This is a genomic window from Streptomyces sp. NPDC001970, assembly GCF_053594115.1.
This window is the reverse complement of sequence record NZ_JBSFDW010000014.1, coordinates 134,494-151,138: the sequence shown is the minus strand read 5'-3', so window position 1 is coordinate 151,138 and position 16,645 is coordinate 134,494. Positions and strand designations below refer to the sequence as shown.

Sequence of the window (16,645 nt, the reverse complement as noted above, 5' to 3'; positions counted from 1 at the left end):
CGTGGAACGCGTCGACTCGCATGTCTCACCCCGCTACGCGCAGATCCCCACGTTCATGCGCCTGCCGCACGATCCGGAGCCGCGCGGCTACGACGTGGTCGTGATCGGCGCCCCGTACGACGGCGGCACCAGCTACCGGCCCGGGGCGCGGTTCGGCCCGCGCGCCATCCGCAACGAGTCCGGCCTCATCCACGGCGTCGGCATCGACCGCGGCCCCGGCACCTTCGACCTGATCCGGTGTGCGGACGCCGGGGACATCGATCTAACCCCGTTCAACATGCACATCGCGATGGAGACGGCAGGCGCGCACCTCACGCGGCTGCTCGGGGACAACGCCGCCTTTCTGATGCTCGGCGGCGACCACTCCCTCACCCTGGCCGGGCTGCGGGCCGTCGCCGAGCAGCACGGGCCCGTCGCCGTGGTCCATCTCGACGCGCACTCCGACACCAATCCGGCCTTCTACGGTGGCGAGTTCCACCACGGAACGCCGTTCCGGCACGGCATCGACGAGAAGCTCGTCGACCCGGCCGCGACGGTCCAGATCGGCATCCGGGGCCACAACCCCAAGCCGGACTCGCTCGACTACGCGCGCGGACACGGCGTCCGGATCGTGACCGCGGACGAGTTCGCCGACCTCGGCCCGGCCGGCACCTCCGGCCTGATCCGTGAACGGGTCGGCAGGCGCCCCGTGTACGTCTCCGTCGACGTCGACGTCGTGGACCCGGCCTTCGCGCCCGGCACCGGCACCCCGGCCCCGGGCGGGCTGTCGTCCCGCGAACTGCTCGCGCTGCTGCGCTGCATCGGCGACCTCACCCCCGTCGGCTTCGACGTGATGGAGGTCTCGCCACCGTACGACCACGCCGGGATCACCTCCGTCCTGGCCACCGAGATCGGCGCCGAGCTGCTCTACCAGTACGCCCGCGCGCATCGCCCCACGAGTGAAGGAGACCACCGGCCATGACCACTCCGGTCATCGACTGCACCCCGTACCAGGACCGGCTGCGCAAGCTCGCGGCGCAGCTGCCCGACGTCCCGCGCGCCGATCTCTACGGCTTCCTGGAGGCCGCGAAGGGGCTCTCGGAGCAGCTGCCCCGGGCGATGGCCGACGCCCTCGACGCCTTCGACGCCGAGGGCAACAAGGACGGTTACCTGCTGCTGCGCGGCCTGCCCGTCGAAGCGGACGACGACCTGCCGCCCACACCCACCAGCACGCCGGCCCCCGAGGGCCGCCCGCTGCTGACCATGGAGGCCATGCTCGCCGTCGCCGGACGCCGGCTCGGTCTGCACACCGGCTACCAGGAGCTCCGCTCCGGCACGGTCTACCACGACGTCTACCCCTCGCCCGGGGCGCACTACCTGTCGTCGGAGACCTCCGAGACGCTGCTGGAGTTCCACACGGAGATGGCGTACCACGTCCTCCAGCCCAACTATGTGATGCTCGCCTGCTCCCGCGCCGACCACGAGCGCAGGGCCGAGACCCTCGTCGGCTCCGTCCGCAAGGCCCTGCCGCTGCTGACGGACGAGGTCAGGGCGCGCCTCTTCGAGCGCAAGCTGCCGTGCTGCGTCGACGTCGCCTTCCGCGGCGGGGTCGAGGACCCGGGCGCCATAGCCAACGTCAAGCCGCTGTACGGGGACGAGGGCGACCCACTGCTCGGCTACGACCGCGAGCTCCTCACCCCGGCGGAGGCCGAGGACAAGGAGGCGGTCGCCGCCCTGTCCAAGGCGCTGGACGACGTCACCGAATCGGTCCGGCTCACCCCCGGCGACGTCCTGATCATCGACAACTTCCGCACCACCCACGCCCGCACGCCGTTCAGCCCCCGCTGGGACGGCAGGGACCGCTGGCTGCACCGCGTCTACATCCGCACCGACCGGGGCGGGCAGCTCTCGGGCGGGGAACGGGCGGGCGACGTCGTTCCGTTCGGCCCGCGGCGTTAGGCGCGGGGCCGGGGCGGCCCGTCGTCCGTTCCTGTGCCCGGACCCGAGCCCGAGCCCGAGTCCGAGCTCGGGCTCGGGCTCGGGCTCGGGCTCGCGCTCGGGTCCGGGTCCGGGTACCGGTCCGTCCGGATCTGGGTACCGGTCCGTCCGGGTCTCTTCCTCGTGGGCTCCCCTCTCCGAGCGGCCGCCTCCGGCTGCCCTCACCTCTGGCTTTCCCTGGCGGTCGCCGGCGCCTGGGCGAGCAGCTCCAGCGCGTGCTCCCAGCGGAAGGGGGCGGGCTCGGGCGCATGGGTGTCCGTGCCGAACAGCACGCCCATCCCGCGCAGCCGCTCCATGCTCGCCCGGTACGCGGGGTGAGCCGCGAGGTCCGCGTTCACGCTCGGCAGCACGACCGTCGGCACGCCGGCCCCGTACGCCTCGCAGAGTGTGGCCACGGCAAGGGTGTCGGCAATCCCCGCGGCCCACTTGTTGACGGTGTTGAAGGTGGCCGGAGCCACGGCCATGGCATCCGCGGGCGGGAAGGGGCGCGCCTCCCCGGGTCGGCGCCACGCCGAGCGGACCGGGTACCCCGTCTGGGCCGCCACGGCATCCGCGTCGATGAAGCCGAGGCCCTGCGGAGTGGCGATGACCCCGACGCCCCACCGCTGCTCCTGCGCCGCGGTGATCAGTTTCCCGACGTCGCCCGCGTTCCCGGCCGCGCACACGATGACGTACAGGAACGGCTTCCTGGGCTGGTCGCTCACGCGGATCCTCCGGCTCGACGGCTGCTTCGGTGGCCACTTCGGGTGGACACGTGGGTGATTCGGGGTCCGGGCAGCGTACGTCCCGCATCGCGTGGGCAGGGAATGCCCCAACGGGAGTACCATCCAGGGCTTTGGGGTCCGGCGAGGATCGCGTGGGGATCGATCACTGGAGGAACCGCATGGCATCCCCTTCCGACTCCGGCCCGGGCGTGCTCGCGCGGCTGGCCGAGCTGAGCGACGGAGCCTCGCAGGAACAGAGCGGGGCCTTGTGGCGCCTCTCGGAGGGCGCGCGCCAGCTCGACGCCAATGTCGTGCGGCTGCTGCCGGACACCCGGGTCGCCGAGCACATCGAGCCCGATCTGGATGTGCTGCTGTACGTCGCGGACGGCGACGGAGTCCTTCATCTCGACGGTGAGCCGCAGAGCATTGCCGCCGGTTCGCTGGTGTGGCTGCCGCGCGGCGTCCGCCGCTCGCTGCGCGCGGGGCCCGAGGGGCTTGTCCAACTGAGCGTCCACCGGCGCCGCCCCGGCCTGGCCATCCAGAGCACCGGCGGTGAGCCCGCATGTCTGCTGGACCGGGTCTGCACGGAGTGCGGGCGTCTCGCGACGGAACCCGACGCGCACTACTGCGCCCGCTGCGGGGAGCGCCTCCCGCTCGGCGACTGAACTCCGGGACGGCGAACCGGCCTCGGGAGGGGACGGGTTGTCCCGGGTGGGGGATCGGCCCCTGCCGGCGAAGGGGACGACCGGGACAACCCGCCCCCGGCTCCGCCCGGCGGATCGCGCCGGAGCCTGCACCGGAGTTGGCACCGAGGGGTACCCAGGGGTACCGACAACGTTGTCTCATGCGTGCTTTACGACCGTGCTGGGTTCCCTGCCCCGATGTCCGCCCCCTCACCCTGCCCGCCTGCCGCCGGTGTCGGCTTTCCGTCACACGAGCGAGGCCCAGACGAGCAGCGCGAACGAAGCCAGAATCAGGACAGTACGGACAATGTGGAAGCGGTTCCACCGGGCCTCGAAGGCTGCGCGAACCTCGGAGTCGGGTGAACCTTCGGAGGCGGCCAGCGCGTTGTTCAGCGGGATGTTGCCGGCGATCGTGACGAGATGATTGAGCGCGGCGCACACCAGGCCGGCCAGGATCAGCCACATCTGGGTGTCCGAACGGCCCTCGACGGGCACGGCGAGCGCCGCCGCAGGGAACGCGATGATGGCCAGAAAGACCACCAGGAACACGGCGCGCGGGATCTCTTCGTTGATGCGCCGCATCGCCGGCACGAACTGGTCGTCGGACAACCTGGCCAGCGCCGGCATGATCCCGGTCCGAAAGACCAGCATGAAGCCCGCGTACAGGCCGGTGGACATGACGGCAAGGGCGAGCAGCAAGGTGGCCATACGGTCCATCATGACGCGCCGAACGCCCGTACGCAGCACGCCTGCCGCACCGAGCCACTGCCGCCGGACCTCAGCCACCGACCACGAACGTGGGGGCCGGGGTCGGCGTCCCGGCCCCCACGTCGGCCGGGGTCGAGCGAGGGGCCACGGCCCCGGCCCCGGCCGGTCCTCACTCGCGCAGCGCGCCGGCCTGCCGTATCGACTCCGCCAGTTGCCGCACGGACGCGTCCTCCGTGCGCCGTGCGAGGGTGCCGGCGCGCTCGGCGAGTTCGTCCAGCCCGGGGGCGCCGGGCGTCTCGGCGCCGCGCAGGGCCTGGGCGAAGTACGCGGCAGCGGCGCTGACCTGCAGTCGGGGTGCCGTCTCCGCGGCCCAGAGGTCAGCGTCGAGCGCACTCGCCTCCACCGTGCCGGACGCCTCGTGCGGGGCCCGGTCCGCCGGGTCGAGCCAGCGGACGGTCGCCGTGGCGATGTGCCCGCTCGCCCCTTCGCGGAGCCGTACCGCGTAGAGCGCGGTCACGGTGTGGCCGGGGCCGACCTCGCCGCCGTCCACCCGGTCGTTGCGGAAATCCTCGTCGGCGACAGCCCTGTTCTCGTATCCGATCAGCCGGAACTCCTTCACCGTCTGGGGGTCGAACGCGACCTGCGCCTTCGCATCGCGAGCGCGCAGCTCGATATGGGCGGGGAGCTGGTCGACGAACACCTTCCTGGCCTGTGCGGACGTGGACACATAGCTCGTGTGCCCGTCGCCCCGGTTCGTCAGCCGTTCCATCAGCTTGTCGCCGTAGTCGCTGCCGACGCCGACGCCGAAGAGCGCGATGCCGTACTGCCTGCGGGATTCGGCGATCCGCTCCAGGATCGCGTCGGCCTCGGTCCGGCCGGTGTTGGCGAGAGCGTCGGAGAGGAGCACCACCCGGTTGTTGGCTCCCCGCCGGTGGCCCTCGACGGCGACGTCGTAGCCGGTACGGACGCCCGCCTCCACATTGGTGGAGTCGGTCGGCTCCAATGAGTCGATGATGCTGCGGATTCGGTCCCGGTTGCCGTCGAGCCGGGTCATCGGCAGCCGCGTCTCGGCCTCGTCGCTGAAGGTGACGAGGGCGATCGAGTCGTCGTCGCGCAGTTGGTCGGTGAGGATGCCGAGCGACTCGCGGACGAGGTCGAGCCGACCGGCTTCGGCCATCGACCCGGAGATGTCGACGACGAACGTCAGCGCAGCCGGGGGCCGTTCGCCGCTCCTCGTGGCTGTGCGGGTGGCCAGTCCCACACGCACCAGCGACCATTCCTCCTCTCCTCGGCCGCCCGCGCGGGCGCCGTCCACGGTCACGGTGAAGCCGTCGCCCTCGGGCCGTGGATAGTCCTGGCGGAAGCTGTTGATGAACTCCTCGGGCCGTACGGAGTCCGGCTCCGGCAGCCTGCCCTCGCCGAGGACCCGCCGCGCGTATCCGTACGAGGCCGTGTCCACATCGAGCGCGAAGGTGGACAGATAGTCGGCCGGCGGCGCCACTTCCCGCTGGGCGTCACCTTTCTGCTCGCCTTCGCGCCCGCTGCTCCCGCTGTCCCCCTCCGCCGGGCGACCACCGCCGTCGGGCGGCATCGGGGCCTGCACTCCGTCCTCGGCCCGGTGCGCGCCACCGCCGTCCGACGTGCGGTCGGCATGTCCGCCCGCGCCGCAGCCGGTCAGCAGCATCGCGCCGGCCAGCAGCGCGACGAGCGCCCCCTTGCATGTCCTTGCCTGATACGTCCTTGCGCAGAAAGTCATCGTCCGCCCCCTGGATCGTCAGCACTTGTGAATGTGACGTCCGAGAGGGTCCGAAGGAGCATGCGAAGACGTTGCGGATGAATCTCAATGCGGCAACGACGGCGGCCGGTGCCGGTGTGGAGCGGGCGCCGCCGTGCCGCCGCACGGCAGCGCTCGCCGCTCGGACGGATCAGGGGACACCGGAGCCCCAGGTCAGCCCTCCTCCCAGCTCACGCTGCCGACGCCGGTCCCACCTCCGCAGGTGGCGGAGGAGTGACCGGACCACCCCGGTTCCAACGTCACCCAGTGGCCGTATGCGTCGGGCCACCAGCCGCAGACCACGACGGCACGGAAGGCGACGACCTGACTGCTCGGGTTGGCGCAGTCCGCCCAGCCCGTCCATCCGTCCGTCCCGGTGCTGCAGGAGAGCAGGGCGGTGGGTCCGCGGGTGTCGTCCTGCGGATCGTCCGCCTGGGCCGTGCCTGCGCTCGGGGACAGGACGGCCAGGGGGAGCGCCGCCGCTATGGCCAGAAGTGCGCGCGTGGCGCGAGCGGGCCGTCCGTTCGTGCGTCCGATGCGTCGGAACATGGTGAGCTTCCCTTCTCCTCGCGGATCGCCTCTCGCGCCGCTCCTCCAGACTGGCGGGCACCCGGCGCGGGCTGAAGGGACTGGCGGGGACTCGCCATCCCCTGAACTGGGGATTGTCACCGTGAGCATTCGCGTGCGTACATGGAGTGCGTACGGCTCCGAGATCCGGGGGGTGGTCAGCCGTGCCCGAGGTCATCGCCATGTCCAGACCGGGCTCGGTCCTGTCCAGGTCCTTCCTGCCCGAAGCACCGGGGCCTGCCCGGCCCGTCAGAGGTCTGGCGCAGGTGAGCGCCACGCTGACCGGGCTGGTCCATGCGGCCCGGCACGAGTTGCTCACGTTCGACGACCCGGCGGGCTCACCGACCGTTCCCGAGCCGTTCCGGGCCCTCGCAGGGGCGTGTGTGCGGGCGGCCGAGAACCGGCCCGCCACGGTCCGCCGCATCGTGCCGCGGCGGGCGCTGCCGCATCTGCCGCCGCCCGGGCGGCTCGGCGGCGGTGCGCGGGTGACCGACTCGATCCCGTTCAAGCTGGTCGTCGCGGACCGTACGGTCGCCGCCGTGCCGCTCGATCTCGAACTGCACTGCAACGGGCTGCTGCTGATCCGCGACCCCGTCGTCGTTCAGGCCCTGGTCCGCACCCACCAGTCCTGGTGGGACGGCGGGGACGAGGTGGCGGCCGCCGTGTCGGGGTCGGTGCCCGCGCATCTGCGTCAGGTTCTCGACGCGATACTGGCCGGGCTGACGGACGAGACGGCGGCGACGCGCCTCGGCATGTCGGCCCGGACATACAGCCGCCGTGTGGGTGAGCTGCTCGCCGCACTGGGCACGGCGAGCCGCTTCCGCGCGGGGGCGGAGGCGGCTCGCCGTGGCTGGATCTGATGGACGGGCGGGGCGTGCCGGAACGATGTCCGCCCCGCAGACCGCTGCCGCCCGTCAGGACACGATGTCCTTGCGGGCGAAGCCGCGGAAGGCGAGGGCGAAGAGGATCAGGGCGTATGTCACGGACACCGCCGTGCCCTTCAGCATCCCGCCCCATTCCAGCTGCGGCTGCAGCGCATCCGCCCAGGCGAACTGCCAGTGCGCGGGAAGGAAGTCGCGCCAGGAGCCGAGCGCCGTCACCGCGTCCAGGACGTTCCCGATGATCGTCAGGCCGACCGCGCCGCCGACCGCGCCCAGCGGTGCGTCCGTCTTGGTCGACAGCCAGAACGCGAGCCCGGCGGTGACCAGTTGGGACACGAAGATGAAGGCGACGACGAGGGCGAGCCGCGGCAGGGTGTCCGAGGTCGCGAGGGCCCCTCCGGCGGGCAGCTCCAGCGGGCCCCAGCCGTAGGCCACCGTGCCTGCCGCGAGTGCGACGAGCGGCAGAAGCAGCATCGCCGCGGCACTGAAGCCCAGCGCCACGACCAGCTTCGACCACAGCAGCCGGGACCGCGGCACCGGTGCCGCGAGCAGATAGCGAAGGGAGGACCAGCTTGCCTCGGACGCCACGGTGTCCCCGCAGAACAGCGCGACAGGCACCACCAGCAGGAAGCCCGCCGATACGAAGAGGCAGGTGGCGGCGAAGTTCGCGCCGGACGCGGTCGCCGTGTCCATCAGGTTGATGCGGTTGCCGCCGCCTCTCCCGCCCTCCCCGTCCGGGCTGCCGCCGATCGCGAAGGCCACGATCAGCACGAACGGCAGCACGGCCAGGATCGCGCCCATCACCAGCGTCCGTCGGCGCTTCAGCTGGCGTACGGCCTCGACGCGCAGCGGCAGGGTGTGCCGCGGCCGGTAGCCGTGGGCGGTCGCCACGCTCGGCTCGGTGTGCACGGTGCTCATGCGGATGCTCCTCCGATCAGAGTGAGGAACGCGTCCTCCAGGCGTCGGTGCGGGCCGACACCGGTCACCGGCACGTCCAGCCGGACGAGTTCGGCGATGAGCATGGTGGCGCTCGCGCCGTCCAGGCTGACCAGCAGTCCGTCCCCGTCGACCGTGCGGACGGCGGAGCCGATCCCGGGCAGGGCCGCGATCTTCTCCACCAGCGGCTCGGCCACCTCGGCCGCGGTCGTCACCAGCAGGGTGTCGCCCGCGCCGGTGATCTCGGCGACGGGGCCTGCCTGCACGAGCCGGCCGCGGTCCATGACCACGAGATCGGTGCAGGACTGCTCCACCTCCGCGAGGAGGTGGCTGGAGACGATGACGGTCAGGCCCCCGGCCGCATAGCGGATCATCACGTCCCGCATCTCGCGGATCTGTGGCGGGTCCAGTCCGTTGGTCGGCTCGTCGAGGATCAGCAGATCCGGCAGTCCGAGCATGGCCTGCGCGATCGCGAGCCGCTGGCGCATGCCCTGCGAGTAGGTGCGTACGGCGCGGGCCAGGGCGTCGCCGAGGCCGGCGATCTCCAGGGCCTCGTCGATGTGGGAGTCCCCGGCGGGACGGCCCGTGGCCCGCCAGTACAGCTCGAGGTTCTCCCGCCCGGACAGATGCGGCAGGAAGCCTGCGCCCTCGACGAAGGCGCCGACCCGGGAGAGGACGGGCGCGCCCGGTCTGACGGCGTGTCCGAAGACCCGGATCTCGCCCTCGTCGGGGGTGATCAGGCCCATCAGCATGCGCAGCGTGGTGGTCTTGCCCGCGCCGTTCGGGCCGAGGAGTCCGAGGACCTGGCCCTTCTCGACGCGGAAGGACAGGTCGCGCACGGCGTACCGGTCGGCGGCGTTGGCGTACCGCTTGGTGAGTCCGGTGATCTGCAGGGGTACGTCGGCGAGTTCGGGGTCCGGTGCGGGTGCGGCGGTGCGGCGGTGGGCGGTGAGCAGCAGCGCCGCGGCGACGACGGCTCCCGCGGCGGGCAGTCCCCATACCCACCAGGGCAGCACGGCCGCCCGGGAGGTGACGGCCGGCGCCGTGGGCACCGTGAGCTGCCCTGCCAGGGAGACGGTGTAGGTGGCCGGTGCCGCCGGGGACGCGTAGCCGAGGTCGGTGGCTGCGAGGACGAGGCGGAGCCGGTGGCCCGCCTCGATCTCGTGGTCCACGGCGGGCAGGGTCAGTGCGACAGCCTTGCCTGCCTTGGCGTCCTCGACCCGGACGGGGGCGACGAGTTGCGCCGGCAGCACCTGTTGTCGGCCGTCGGGCCCGACGTCGTACAGCTTGCCGAAGAGGACCGCCTCCCCGCTGTCGGACGTCACGTCGACCCGGACGTTGGGCGAGCCGGTGATCCGCAGGGTCCGGTCCACGGGCCGCGAGTCGAAGCGGGCGTACTGCCCGGGGAAGTCGAGGGAGAGACCGACGCCGAGGGAGGAGAGCTGGGAGAGCCCGCCGCCGACGCCGGGAACGGCGGAGATACTGGGCGGGTTGGCGCCTGCCGGGTTGCGGAAGGACTGTGTGCGACCGGCGAGTTCGACCGTACGGCCGCCTGCGCCCAGCCCCGGGTAGTCGGCCGAGGTGGCGCCGCGGAGCGTTGCCTGTCCGTCCGTGGAGTCGACGCCTCCGGTCCTGCTGACGCGGAAGGCGGGGCCGGTGTCCGCGGACTTGTCGTCGTTCAGATACCGGTCGAACCAGGCGGAGACCCGTCCCTGGATCCGGTCCGCCTCCAGATCCCCGCCGTCGTGGCCGCCCGCGATCCAGTCGACGGCGACGGGCGCGTTGTTGCCCTTGATCGCCTCGGCCATCGCGTCGGCGTGAGAGAGCGGGAAGAGCGAGTCGGACTGCCCCTGCACGATGAGCGCGGGCACCTTGATCCGGTCGCCGACGGCGGACGGGCTGCGTGCCTCCAGCAGCGTGCGTGCCTCGGCATCGGGCTTCCCTGAGGTGGCGACCCGCTCGTACATGGCGCAGAGGACGGGCTGGAAGCGCCCGCACGCGGGAACGGTGGCGGCGGCGACCTCGGCCCGGCCGCTGCCGGCATCGGACGCGCGCTGCCCGCTCCCGGCCGTCCCGGCCGGAGCGTTCTCGTCGGCCGGAGGGTTCCGGTCCGCCGGGGCCTCGGGGGCGTCCGGGGTGAGCCCGGCCGTGCCCGCCGAGCCGGTCGTGAAGAAGATTCCCGCCCAGAGCTTCTTGAAGACCCCGTCCGGGAAGAGCGCGTCCGCAAGGTTCCAGTACGTGATCTCCGGGGCGATCGCGTCGACCCGCTGGTCGTACCCCGCCGCGAGCAGCGAGATCGCCCCGCCGTACGAGGCGCCGGTCACCCCCACGCGCGGGTCGCCGGCCGCGTCCAGCCGCACCTCCGGCCGCTTCGCCAGCCAGTCGATCAGCCGGGAGACGTCCTTGACCTCGTGGTCCGGGTCGTTGAGGCCGATCCGTCCGGTGGATGCGCCGAAGCCGCGCGCGGACCAGGTCAGCACCGCGTAGCCGTCGCGGGCCAGCGCTTCCGCCTGTTCCCGTACGGATTCCTTGCTGCCGCCGAAGCCGTGCCCGACCAGCACGGCGGGCCGGCGTCCGGTGCCGGAGGTGAAGTACGAGGTGTCGATCCTCGCCCCCGGCATCGTCAGCACCTGGTCCTCGCGGTGCACGGTGGGCACGTCGTCCGAAGCGGCGGCCGTCCACGTACCGGCGCCGGCGAGCACGGCGAATGCGGCGACGCCCGCGAACCATCGTCCGCGGCGTCGGCGGACGGCGGCCCACCCGGGAAGTCGGATCTTCATGCTTGAAACCCTAAGCGCCCGCCCGCCCCCTCTGAGGCTCCTGCCGGGCGGAACTCTCCGACCTCCTCGGGTAGTACCGAGTGCCGTCCCCGTACACCAGACGCGGTATGCGGCGGCACGGAGAGGAGCGCGTATCGAGATCCGCCGCGCGATGACATTCGGGGAGCTCATCGCCGCCGGGCAGCTGTACGACGGTCCTGCGCGTCCGTAGTGGGCGGAGCGCTTCCTCGCCGCCCCGGCCGTCAGATGCTGATCACATACGCCGGAGGCACCCGGCCGGAACGGTCTCCGGCATCGAGATGCTCCACCCCGACAAGGGCTCGGAGATGTTCCTGTACGAGCTGTCGGTGGACGAGGGGTACCGGCGGCGCGGCATGGGCCGGGCGCTGACCGAGGCCCCTCGCGGCGGTCGCCCGGGACCGGCGCGACTGCCACGGCATGTGGGTCGGCGTGGACACGGACAACGAACCGGCCCGTGCGGCATACATGCCGGCGAACGCTGCGAACGAGGGCGAATTCACCATGCTGACCTGGGGCTTGACCGACGGGTAGTACGGAATACCGGCGATGTCCGCCAAATTCCGTACGGCGCGCCGACATTGAATTGAACCCGCGAGTAACACCCTCTTGTGCCTTGGATCACCGCACGAGACCCTGTGCTGCACATCCGCACAGCCGCGCGGGTGTTTGTCGTGTTCCGACCAAGAAAGCAGGTTCACGAGATGAGATTCACTGCCCGCCGCTCCATACGGATGGGCGCGCTGCTCCCCGCAGTCGCCCTCGCGGCCGGTCTCCAGTTCGCCGTCTCCCCCACCGCGCAGAGCGCGTCGCCCGGCGATCTCCGTCTCGCCCCCACTGCAACCGCCGTACAGAACAGCTGGATCGTCGCCCTGAAGGACGGCAGCACCAGCGTCTCCGACATCGCCGCCGACCAGGGTGTGACCCCCAAGCACACCTTCCGCTCGGTCCTCAAGGGCTTCTCCGCCTCCATGTCCAAGGCGAAGGCCGCGCGTCTCGCCGCCGACCCGCGCGTGGCGTACGTCGAGCAGAACGCCGTCGTCCGCCTCAACGACACCCAGTCGAACGCGACCTGGGGCCTCGACCGCATCGACCAGCGCAACCTGCCGCTGTCGACGACGTACACGTACAACACGACGGCCTCGAACGTGAACGCGTACATCATCGACACCGGTATCCGCACCTCGCACAGCGAGTTCGGCGGTCGCGCCCGTGTGGGCACCGACACCGTCGGCGACGGCCAGAACGGGCAGGACTGCCAGGGCCACGGCACCCATGTCGCGGGCACCGTCGGCGGCGGCACGTACGGCGTCGCCAAGGGCGTGAAGCTCGTCGCGGTGCGCGTGCTGGGCTGTGACGGCTCCGGTACGACGGCCGGGGTCATCGCCGGTGTCGACTGGGTGACCGCGAACGCCGCCAAGCCGGCCGTCGCCAACATGAGCCTGGGCGGCAGCGCCAGTGCCGCCCTGGACGACGCGGTGAAGACGTCCATCGCCTCGGGCGTCAGCTACTCGATCGCGGCGGGCAACGGCATCCTCATCGGGATCCCCGTGAACGCGTGCAACTACTCGCCGGCCCGCGTCCCCGAGGCCATCACGGTCGGCGCGACGGACAAGACGGACCGGCGCGCGTCGTTCTCCAACTACGGCACCTGCCTCGACCTGTTCGCGCCCGGCGTGGACATCACGTCGGCGTGGAAGGACAACGACACCGCGACGAACACCATCTCGGGTACGTCGATGGCCACCCCGCACACGGCCGGTGTCGCCGCGCTCTACCTCGCGACCCACCCCTCGGCCACCCCGGCCCAGGTCCGTGACGCCCTGGTGAACAACGCGACGAACGGCAAGGTCGTGGACCCGCGCAACGGTTCCCCGAACAAACTGCTGCACTCGCTGTTCTGATCCAGGCTGCGGCTTCTACGCCGTGAGATGCCCGAGGAGCTCCTCCCCGACCGGGTAGGGCCGCTCCTCGGGCATCAGCCTTCCCGCGCCCTCCGGATCCCCGGCGCGCATCAGCGCGTGCATCTCGCGCGCGAGCGGGGTCACATCCCGGATCGCCACGGTCCATTCGTCCGCGTACCGCGCCGACGCCACCCCGGCGAGCCCGAGTTGCAGCGAGCGGTACGGCAGCGGCGCGAGGCGCAGGTCCCGCTCCGGATCCCACTGGACCCGCGTCGGCGACTGGCGCAACTCCCGCTTCCAGGTGGTCTGATCGGGGTGCAGCCCTCGGACGTAGTGCGACAGACAGGCATGGCGCAGCGCCCATTCGAAGCCCTCGCGGGTGATCTCCACGGCGAGGACGGTCTGCTGGCCCTCCTTGGTCCCCCAGCCGCAGCGGTACATCATCCACAGGGACGACGGCTTGATCCACGTCAAGCAGTGTTCATAGTCTTTTCAGCTCCAAACTCCCGTAGTACAGCGGACTACGGGCCAGGGATGATGTGAGGCATCGGCATCGGGTAGTGCGGTCGGCGTGCTACTTCTCGTGTCGCCCTTCATCGGTCCGGCGACCGTCCGTTAGGCTCGCGTCGCCCACAAAAGTCCCGATCTTCACGGAGGGCAGGACGACGGGGATCAATCGAGAGGGCGTCGTCAGAACGCTGACGTTCTGGCTGCGGCCTGCCTTCGCGTTGCGGGTCATCAACCGGTTTCAGAAGATCGTGGGTTTCGACCGCTCGATGGCCCTGGCGTCCAGCGCCTTGACGACATTGGTCCCGCTCTCCGTCCTCCTTGGCGCTGTCTTCGTGCACTACGACGCCGCAGAGCGGATCATCAGGCGCTACAACCTCACCGGACCAGGCGCCACGGCTGTCAGCTCGCTGTTCTCTCCTGCCGAAGGGGCCAGTACGAGCGTGGGCATCTTCGGGGTCGTGTTTCTGACGATCTCGGTGCTGAGTTTCACGCGCGCCGCGCAGCGACTCTTCGAACAGGCGTGGGAACTCAAGCCCCTCAGTGTGCGCAACACGCGCAACGGCTTGTGGTGGATCCTCACTCTCGGTGGCTACGCAGTGGTCACTGCGTTGCTCTCCGCGCTCCTTGGCGGGGACGCGCTGGGCCTGGCCGCCTTGGTGTGTGAGGTACCGGTGACCGCTGCATTCCTCGTCTGGAGCGGCTGGATCCTGTCGGCGAAGCGGATCAGCTGGCCGGACCTGCTTCCCTTCGGCGTCGCCGGCGCCGTTCTGACGGCGGCCTATTCAGTGGGCGCAACCATCTACATGCCGCATCTCTTCAACTCCTCCGCCGCGCGCTACGGGGTAGTCGGTGCAGTCTTCGCGATGATCTCCGCCCTCTTCGCAGCCATGCTCGTCCTTGTCGCATCGGCGGCACTGGGACGAGAAGTACGAGACGAACTCAGCCGGATCCGTCAGGGCCACCGCCCGTCCGACCACGAGGTCCGCCAGCAGTGGGACAGCGTGGTCGAGCAGACGCGGTCACGGTGGCGCACGGTACGGGAACAGGCCTCTCATCATCAGATCAAGGGCTCGAACCACTGATGGGCACGGCGAGCCACCGCCGACATCCGCGGTTCCAACGTCACCAGCCAGGAAAGAGACTGCGAAACGCGGCTTGATGACCCATGTCAAGCCTTGTCCATAGTCCTTTTCTGATCCCATCACGCCCCGTGGGAGCCGCTCTCTTCAGTGATGCTGTCCTGCCGGATGTCCCTCACAGTGCGGCTCGGGCATGCTGATGCCAGCGCAGCTGGCATACCGGGCAGGGGGTGAAGTGTGCGGCACGGACGCCGGGCGGGCTGGGATCAGTGACCGCCGGTTCCTTGGCGATGCTGATGGTGATGCTCGGGCCGGTAACGAACTACGCAAGTGAGTTCGCCCCCGCCTGGGCGCGTAAACCGCAGGTTATCTGGCCGTTGTTCGCAGTGATGGCGCTGCTGAGCGTGGCCCTGGGGCTGCTCAGCAGCCGTCTGGACGCTGGCGAGTCTTCGTCTGACCGGCTACTGCGCGTCGGGCCGCTGGCCAATGCGGTGCTGGACTCGCTGCGCCCCCCCGCATGTCCCTGTGGAACGCGTCCACGGCCGTGAAGCGGAGCTCGCCCGCCTTAGGCGGCTGCTGGACCGCCCGGACGGCCAGTTCTCGGTGGTCTGCGCGGCGGGCGGCATCGGGAAGACAACCGTGGCGGCAACCCTGTGCGCGCAGGCGGAAGCAGCCGGGTATGCGGTGTTCTGGATCCGCTGGCGCGACCCGGTCGTGCTGGGGGAGCAGCTCACCCGAGTCGCGCTCGCGTGTGGTCTGCCCCGGGGGGTGCTGGAGCAGGCCCGTGCCGGTCACGACAATCTGCCGGATGTGGTGTGGCGGCAGCTCGCCAACGCTCGAAGGTGGCTGCTGGTCATCGACAACGCCGACGACACCGGCAGGATCGGGCCGGCGCCCGAGCAGGTCAGCGACTATCGCGGCTGGATTCGCCCTCACGGCGGCGGGCTCCTCCTCCTCACCAGCCGCGACGCCAGCCCTGCCACTTGGGGCCCGCGCGCCACGCTCGAACACCTGACGCCCCTCACGGCACAGCCAGCCGGGCAAGTACTTCTTGATGCTGCACCTGGTGCAGGCACCCCGGAGGAGGCCGAGACCCTGGCCGCCCGGCTGGGCGGTCTCCCCCTTGCGTTGGGCGCGGTAGGTGCCTATCTGATCAGGCCAACCAGCCGGTACCGCACGTTTGCCGCGTACAGGCAGGCGCTGGAAGCAGAGCTGCCCTCTCTCCTGGGCGCGGAGGATCCCAACGCCGCAGACCCGGAGGTCGCGCGCCAGGTGGTTCGTCACACGTGGGAACTCTCCCTCGACCAACTAGCCGGGGAAGGCCATCCGCTGGCTCGCCCCCTACTACGGCTGCTCGCCCTCTTGGCAGACGCTCCCATTCCTCTTTCCCTCATCACCCCCGACCTATTGGAGGCGGCCACTGGACAGACGGTCACCAGGGTGACTCTTGATACTGCGCTAGGCGGCCTGCATCGCTACGGACTGCTCGGCACTCCCGCGGCTCTGGAGAGCGGTGAGACTGCGGCCGTGGCGCTGCACCCCCTGGTCCGCGAGATCAGTGCTCTCGCCCTGTCCGCAGACTTTCCCGACGTTGGTTCCTGGCGGAGGGCCATCGCGCACCGCCTTCTCGCGGCCGTAGAAGAGGTCACCCAAGTCGGGCGCTCCGGTTGGCCCACCGCCCAACTGCTCGCCCCCCACATTCCATTCTTGCTGGCCCATGACGGCTTGCTGCCATTCGCCAACGCCCGGGACGCATTGGATGACCTGGCTGGTGTCCTGGCCGCCGCTGGTCTCCACGAGCAGAGGCTCACCCTGCACCAGGTCGTGCTCGATGGCGAAACCCGCCTCCTGGGTCTCGAGCACCCCGACACGCTGACCGGCCGCAACAACCTCGCCAGCGCCCTGCATGGCCTCGGGGACTACGCCGGAGCCGCTGACCTGCATCGCCAGACCCTCGACGTCCGTCAGCGGGTCCTCGGTCCCGAGCACCCCGACACACTGGCCAGCCGCAACAACCTCGCCAGCGCGCTGCATGGCCTCGGGGACTACGCCGGAGCCGCTGACCTGCATCGCCAGACCCTCGACGTCCGTCAGCGGGTCCTCGGTCCCGAGCACCCCGACACA

The 16,645-nt window shown here is 71.0% G+C and carries 13 protein-coding genes and 1 pseudogene; 7 read left to right on the top strand and 7 right to left on the bottom strand.

What is annotated here, in order from left to right; genetic code table 11:
• Nucleotide 1: 1 nt before the first annotated feature.
• Together speB and cs1 are read left to right on the top strand one after the other, a co-directional pair.
• Nucleotides 2–961 (top strand): agmatinase, encoded by a 960-nt coding sequence (gene speB, locus ACWCP0_RS19175; RefSeq protein ID WP_451079973.1) that lies wholly within the window; start codon nt 2–4, stop codon nt 959–961.
• Nucleotides 958–1,938: a clavaminate synthase Cs1 gene (gene cs1, locus ACWCP0_RS19170; RefSeq protein WP_451079972.1), complete on the top strand. Its 981-nt coding sequence runs from the start codon at nt 958–960 to the stop codon at nt 1,936–1,938. Before speB ends, cs1 begins: the two co-directional genes overlap by 4 nt.
• Before the next feature lie 200 nt (nt 1,939–2,138).
• Here cs1 and ACWCP0_RS19165 read toward each other — a convergent pair whose 3' ends face one another.
• Entirely contained in the window at nt 2,139–2,681 is a 543-nt protein-coding gene (locus tag ACWCP0_RS19165) for a flavoprotein (protein WP_451079971.1), read from the bottom strand.
• 179 nt (nt 2,682–2,860) lie between these two features.
• On the opposite strand from ACWCP0_RS19165, the gene ACWCP0_RS19160 reads away from it, so the two are divergent.
• Complete coding sequence (locus tag ACWCP0_RS19160; RefSeq protein WP_451079970.1) at nt 2,861–3,346, top strand: cupin domain-containing protein; 486 nt, start codon at nt 2,861–2,863, stop codon at nt 3,344–3,346.
• 264 nt (nt 3,347–3,610) lie between these two features.
• Here the strand turns inward: ACWCP0_RS19160 and ACWCP0_RS19155 are convergent, their stop codons facing one another.
• The 3 genes from ACWCP0_RS19155 to ACWCP0_RS19145 all read right to left on the bottom strand — a co-directional run bounded on the left by ACWCP0_RS19155 (nt 3,611) and on the right by ACWCP0_RS19145 (nt 6,395).
• Nucleotides 3,611–4,072 (bottom strand): anthrone oxygenase family protein, encoded by a 462-nt coding sequence (locus tag ACWCP0_RS19155; protein ID WP_451079969.1) that lies wholly within the window; start codon nt 4,070–4,072, stop codon nt 3,611–3,613.
• A 169-nt stretch (nt 4,073–4,241) separates the two neighbouring features.
• A complete protein-coding gene (locus tag ACWCP0_RS19150; RefSeq protein ID WP_451079968.1) occupies nt 4,242–5,828 on the bottom strand; it encodes a YfbK domain-containing protein in 1,587 nt (528 codons plus the stop codon).
• A gap of 192 nt (nt 5,829–6,020) precedes the next feature.
• Nucleotides 6,021–6,395, bottom strand: coding sequence for a hypothetical protein (locus ACWCP0_RS19145; RefSeq protein ID WP_451079967.1), 375 nt, complete (start codon nt 6,393–6,395; stop codon nt 6,021–6,023).
• Between the two features lie 284 nt (nt 6,396–6,679).
• Between ACWCP0_RS19145 and ACWCP0_RS19140 the strand changes: the two genes are divergently transcribed.
• Nucleotides 6,680–7,273, top strand: coding sequence for a DNA-binding response regulator (locus ACWCP0_RS19140; protein ID WP_451079966.1), 594 nt, complete (start codon nt 6,680–6,682; stop codon nt 7,271–7,273).
• Between the two features lie 54 nt (nt 7,274–7,327).
• On the opposite strand, the gene ACWCP0_RS19135 is transcribed toward ACWCP0_RS19140, so the two are convergent.
• Complete coding sequence (locus ACWCP0_RS19135) at nt 7,328–8,212, bottom strand: ABC transporter permease (RefSeq protein ID WP_351228928.1); 885 nt, start codon at nt 8,210–8,212, stop codon at nt 7,328–7,330.
• Nucleotides 8,209–11,010, bottom strand: coding sequence for an alpha/beta fold hydrolase (locus ACWCP0_RS19130; protein WP_451079965.1), 2,802 nt, complete (start codon nt 11,008–11,010; stop codon nt 8,209–8,211). Before ACWCP0_RS19130 ends, ACWCP0_RS19135 begins: the two co-directional genes overlap by 4 nt.
• A gap of 752 nt (nt 11,011–11,762) precedes the next feature.
• Between ACWCP0_RS19130 and ACWCP0_RS19125 the strand changes: the two genes are divergently transcribed.
• The gene (locus ACWCP0_RS19125; RefSeq protein ID WP_451080000.1) at nt 11,763–12,932 is read left to right on the top strand and encodes a S8 family peptidase; all 1,170 of its coding nucleotides are present in this window, start codon (nt 11,763–11,765) and stop codon (nt 12,930–12,932) included.
• Nucleotides 12,933–12,947: 15 nt separating this feature from the next.
• On the opposite strand, the pseudogene ACWCP0_RS19120 reads toward ACWCP0_RS19125, so the two are convergent.
• Nucleotides 12,948–13,406: pseudogene (locus tag ACWCP0_RS19120) on the bottom strand (DUF4291 domain-containing protein); the annotation flags it as partial.
• Between the two features lie 254 nt (nt 13,407–13,660).
• Between ACWCP0_RS19120 and ACWCP0_RS19115 the strand changes: the two are divergent.
• Nucleotides 13,661–14,524: a hypothetical protein gene (locus ACWCP0_RS19115; RefSeq protein ID WP_451079964.1), complete on the top strand. Its 864-nt coding sequence runs from the start codon at nt 13,661–13,663 to the stop codon at nt 14,522–14,524.
• A gap of 522 nt (nt 14,525–15,046) precedes the next feature.
• Nucleotides 15,047–16,645: tetratricopeptide repeat protein (locus ACWCP0_RS19110; RefSeq protein WP_451079963.1), on the top strand; the 1,599-nt coding region annotated here is incomplete at its 3' end.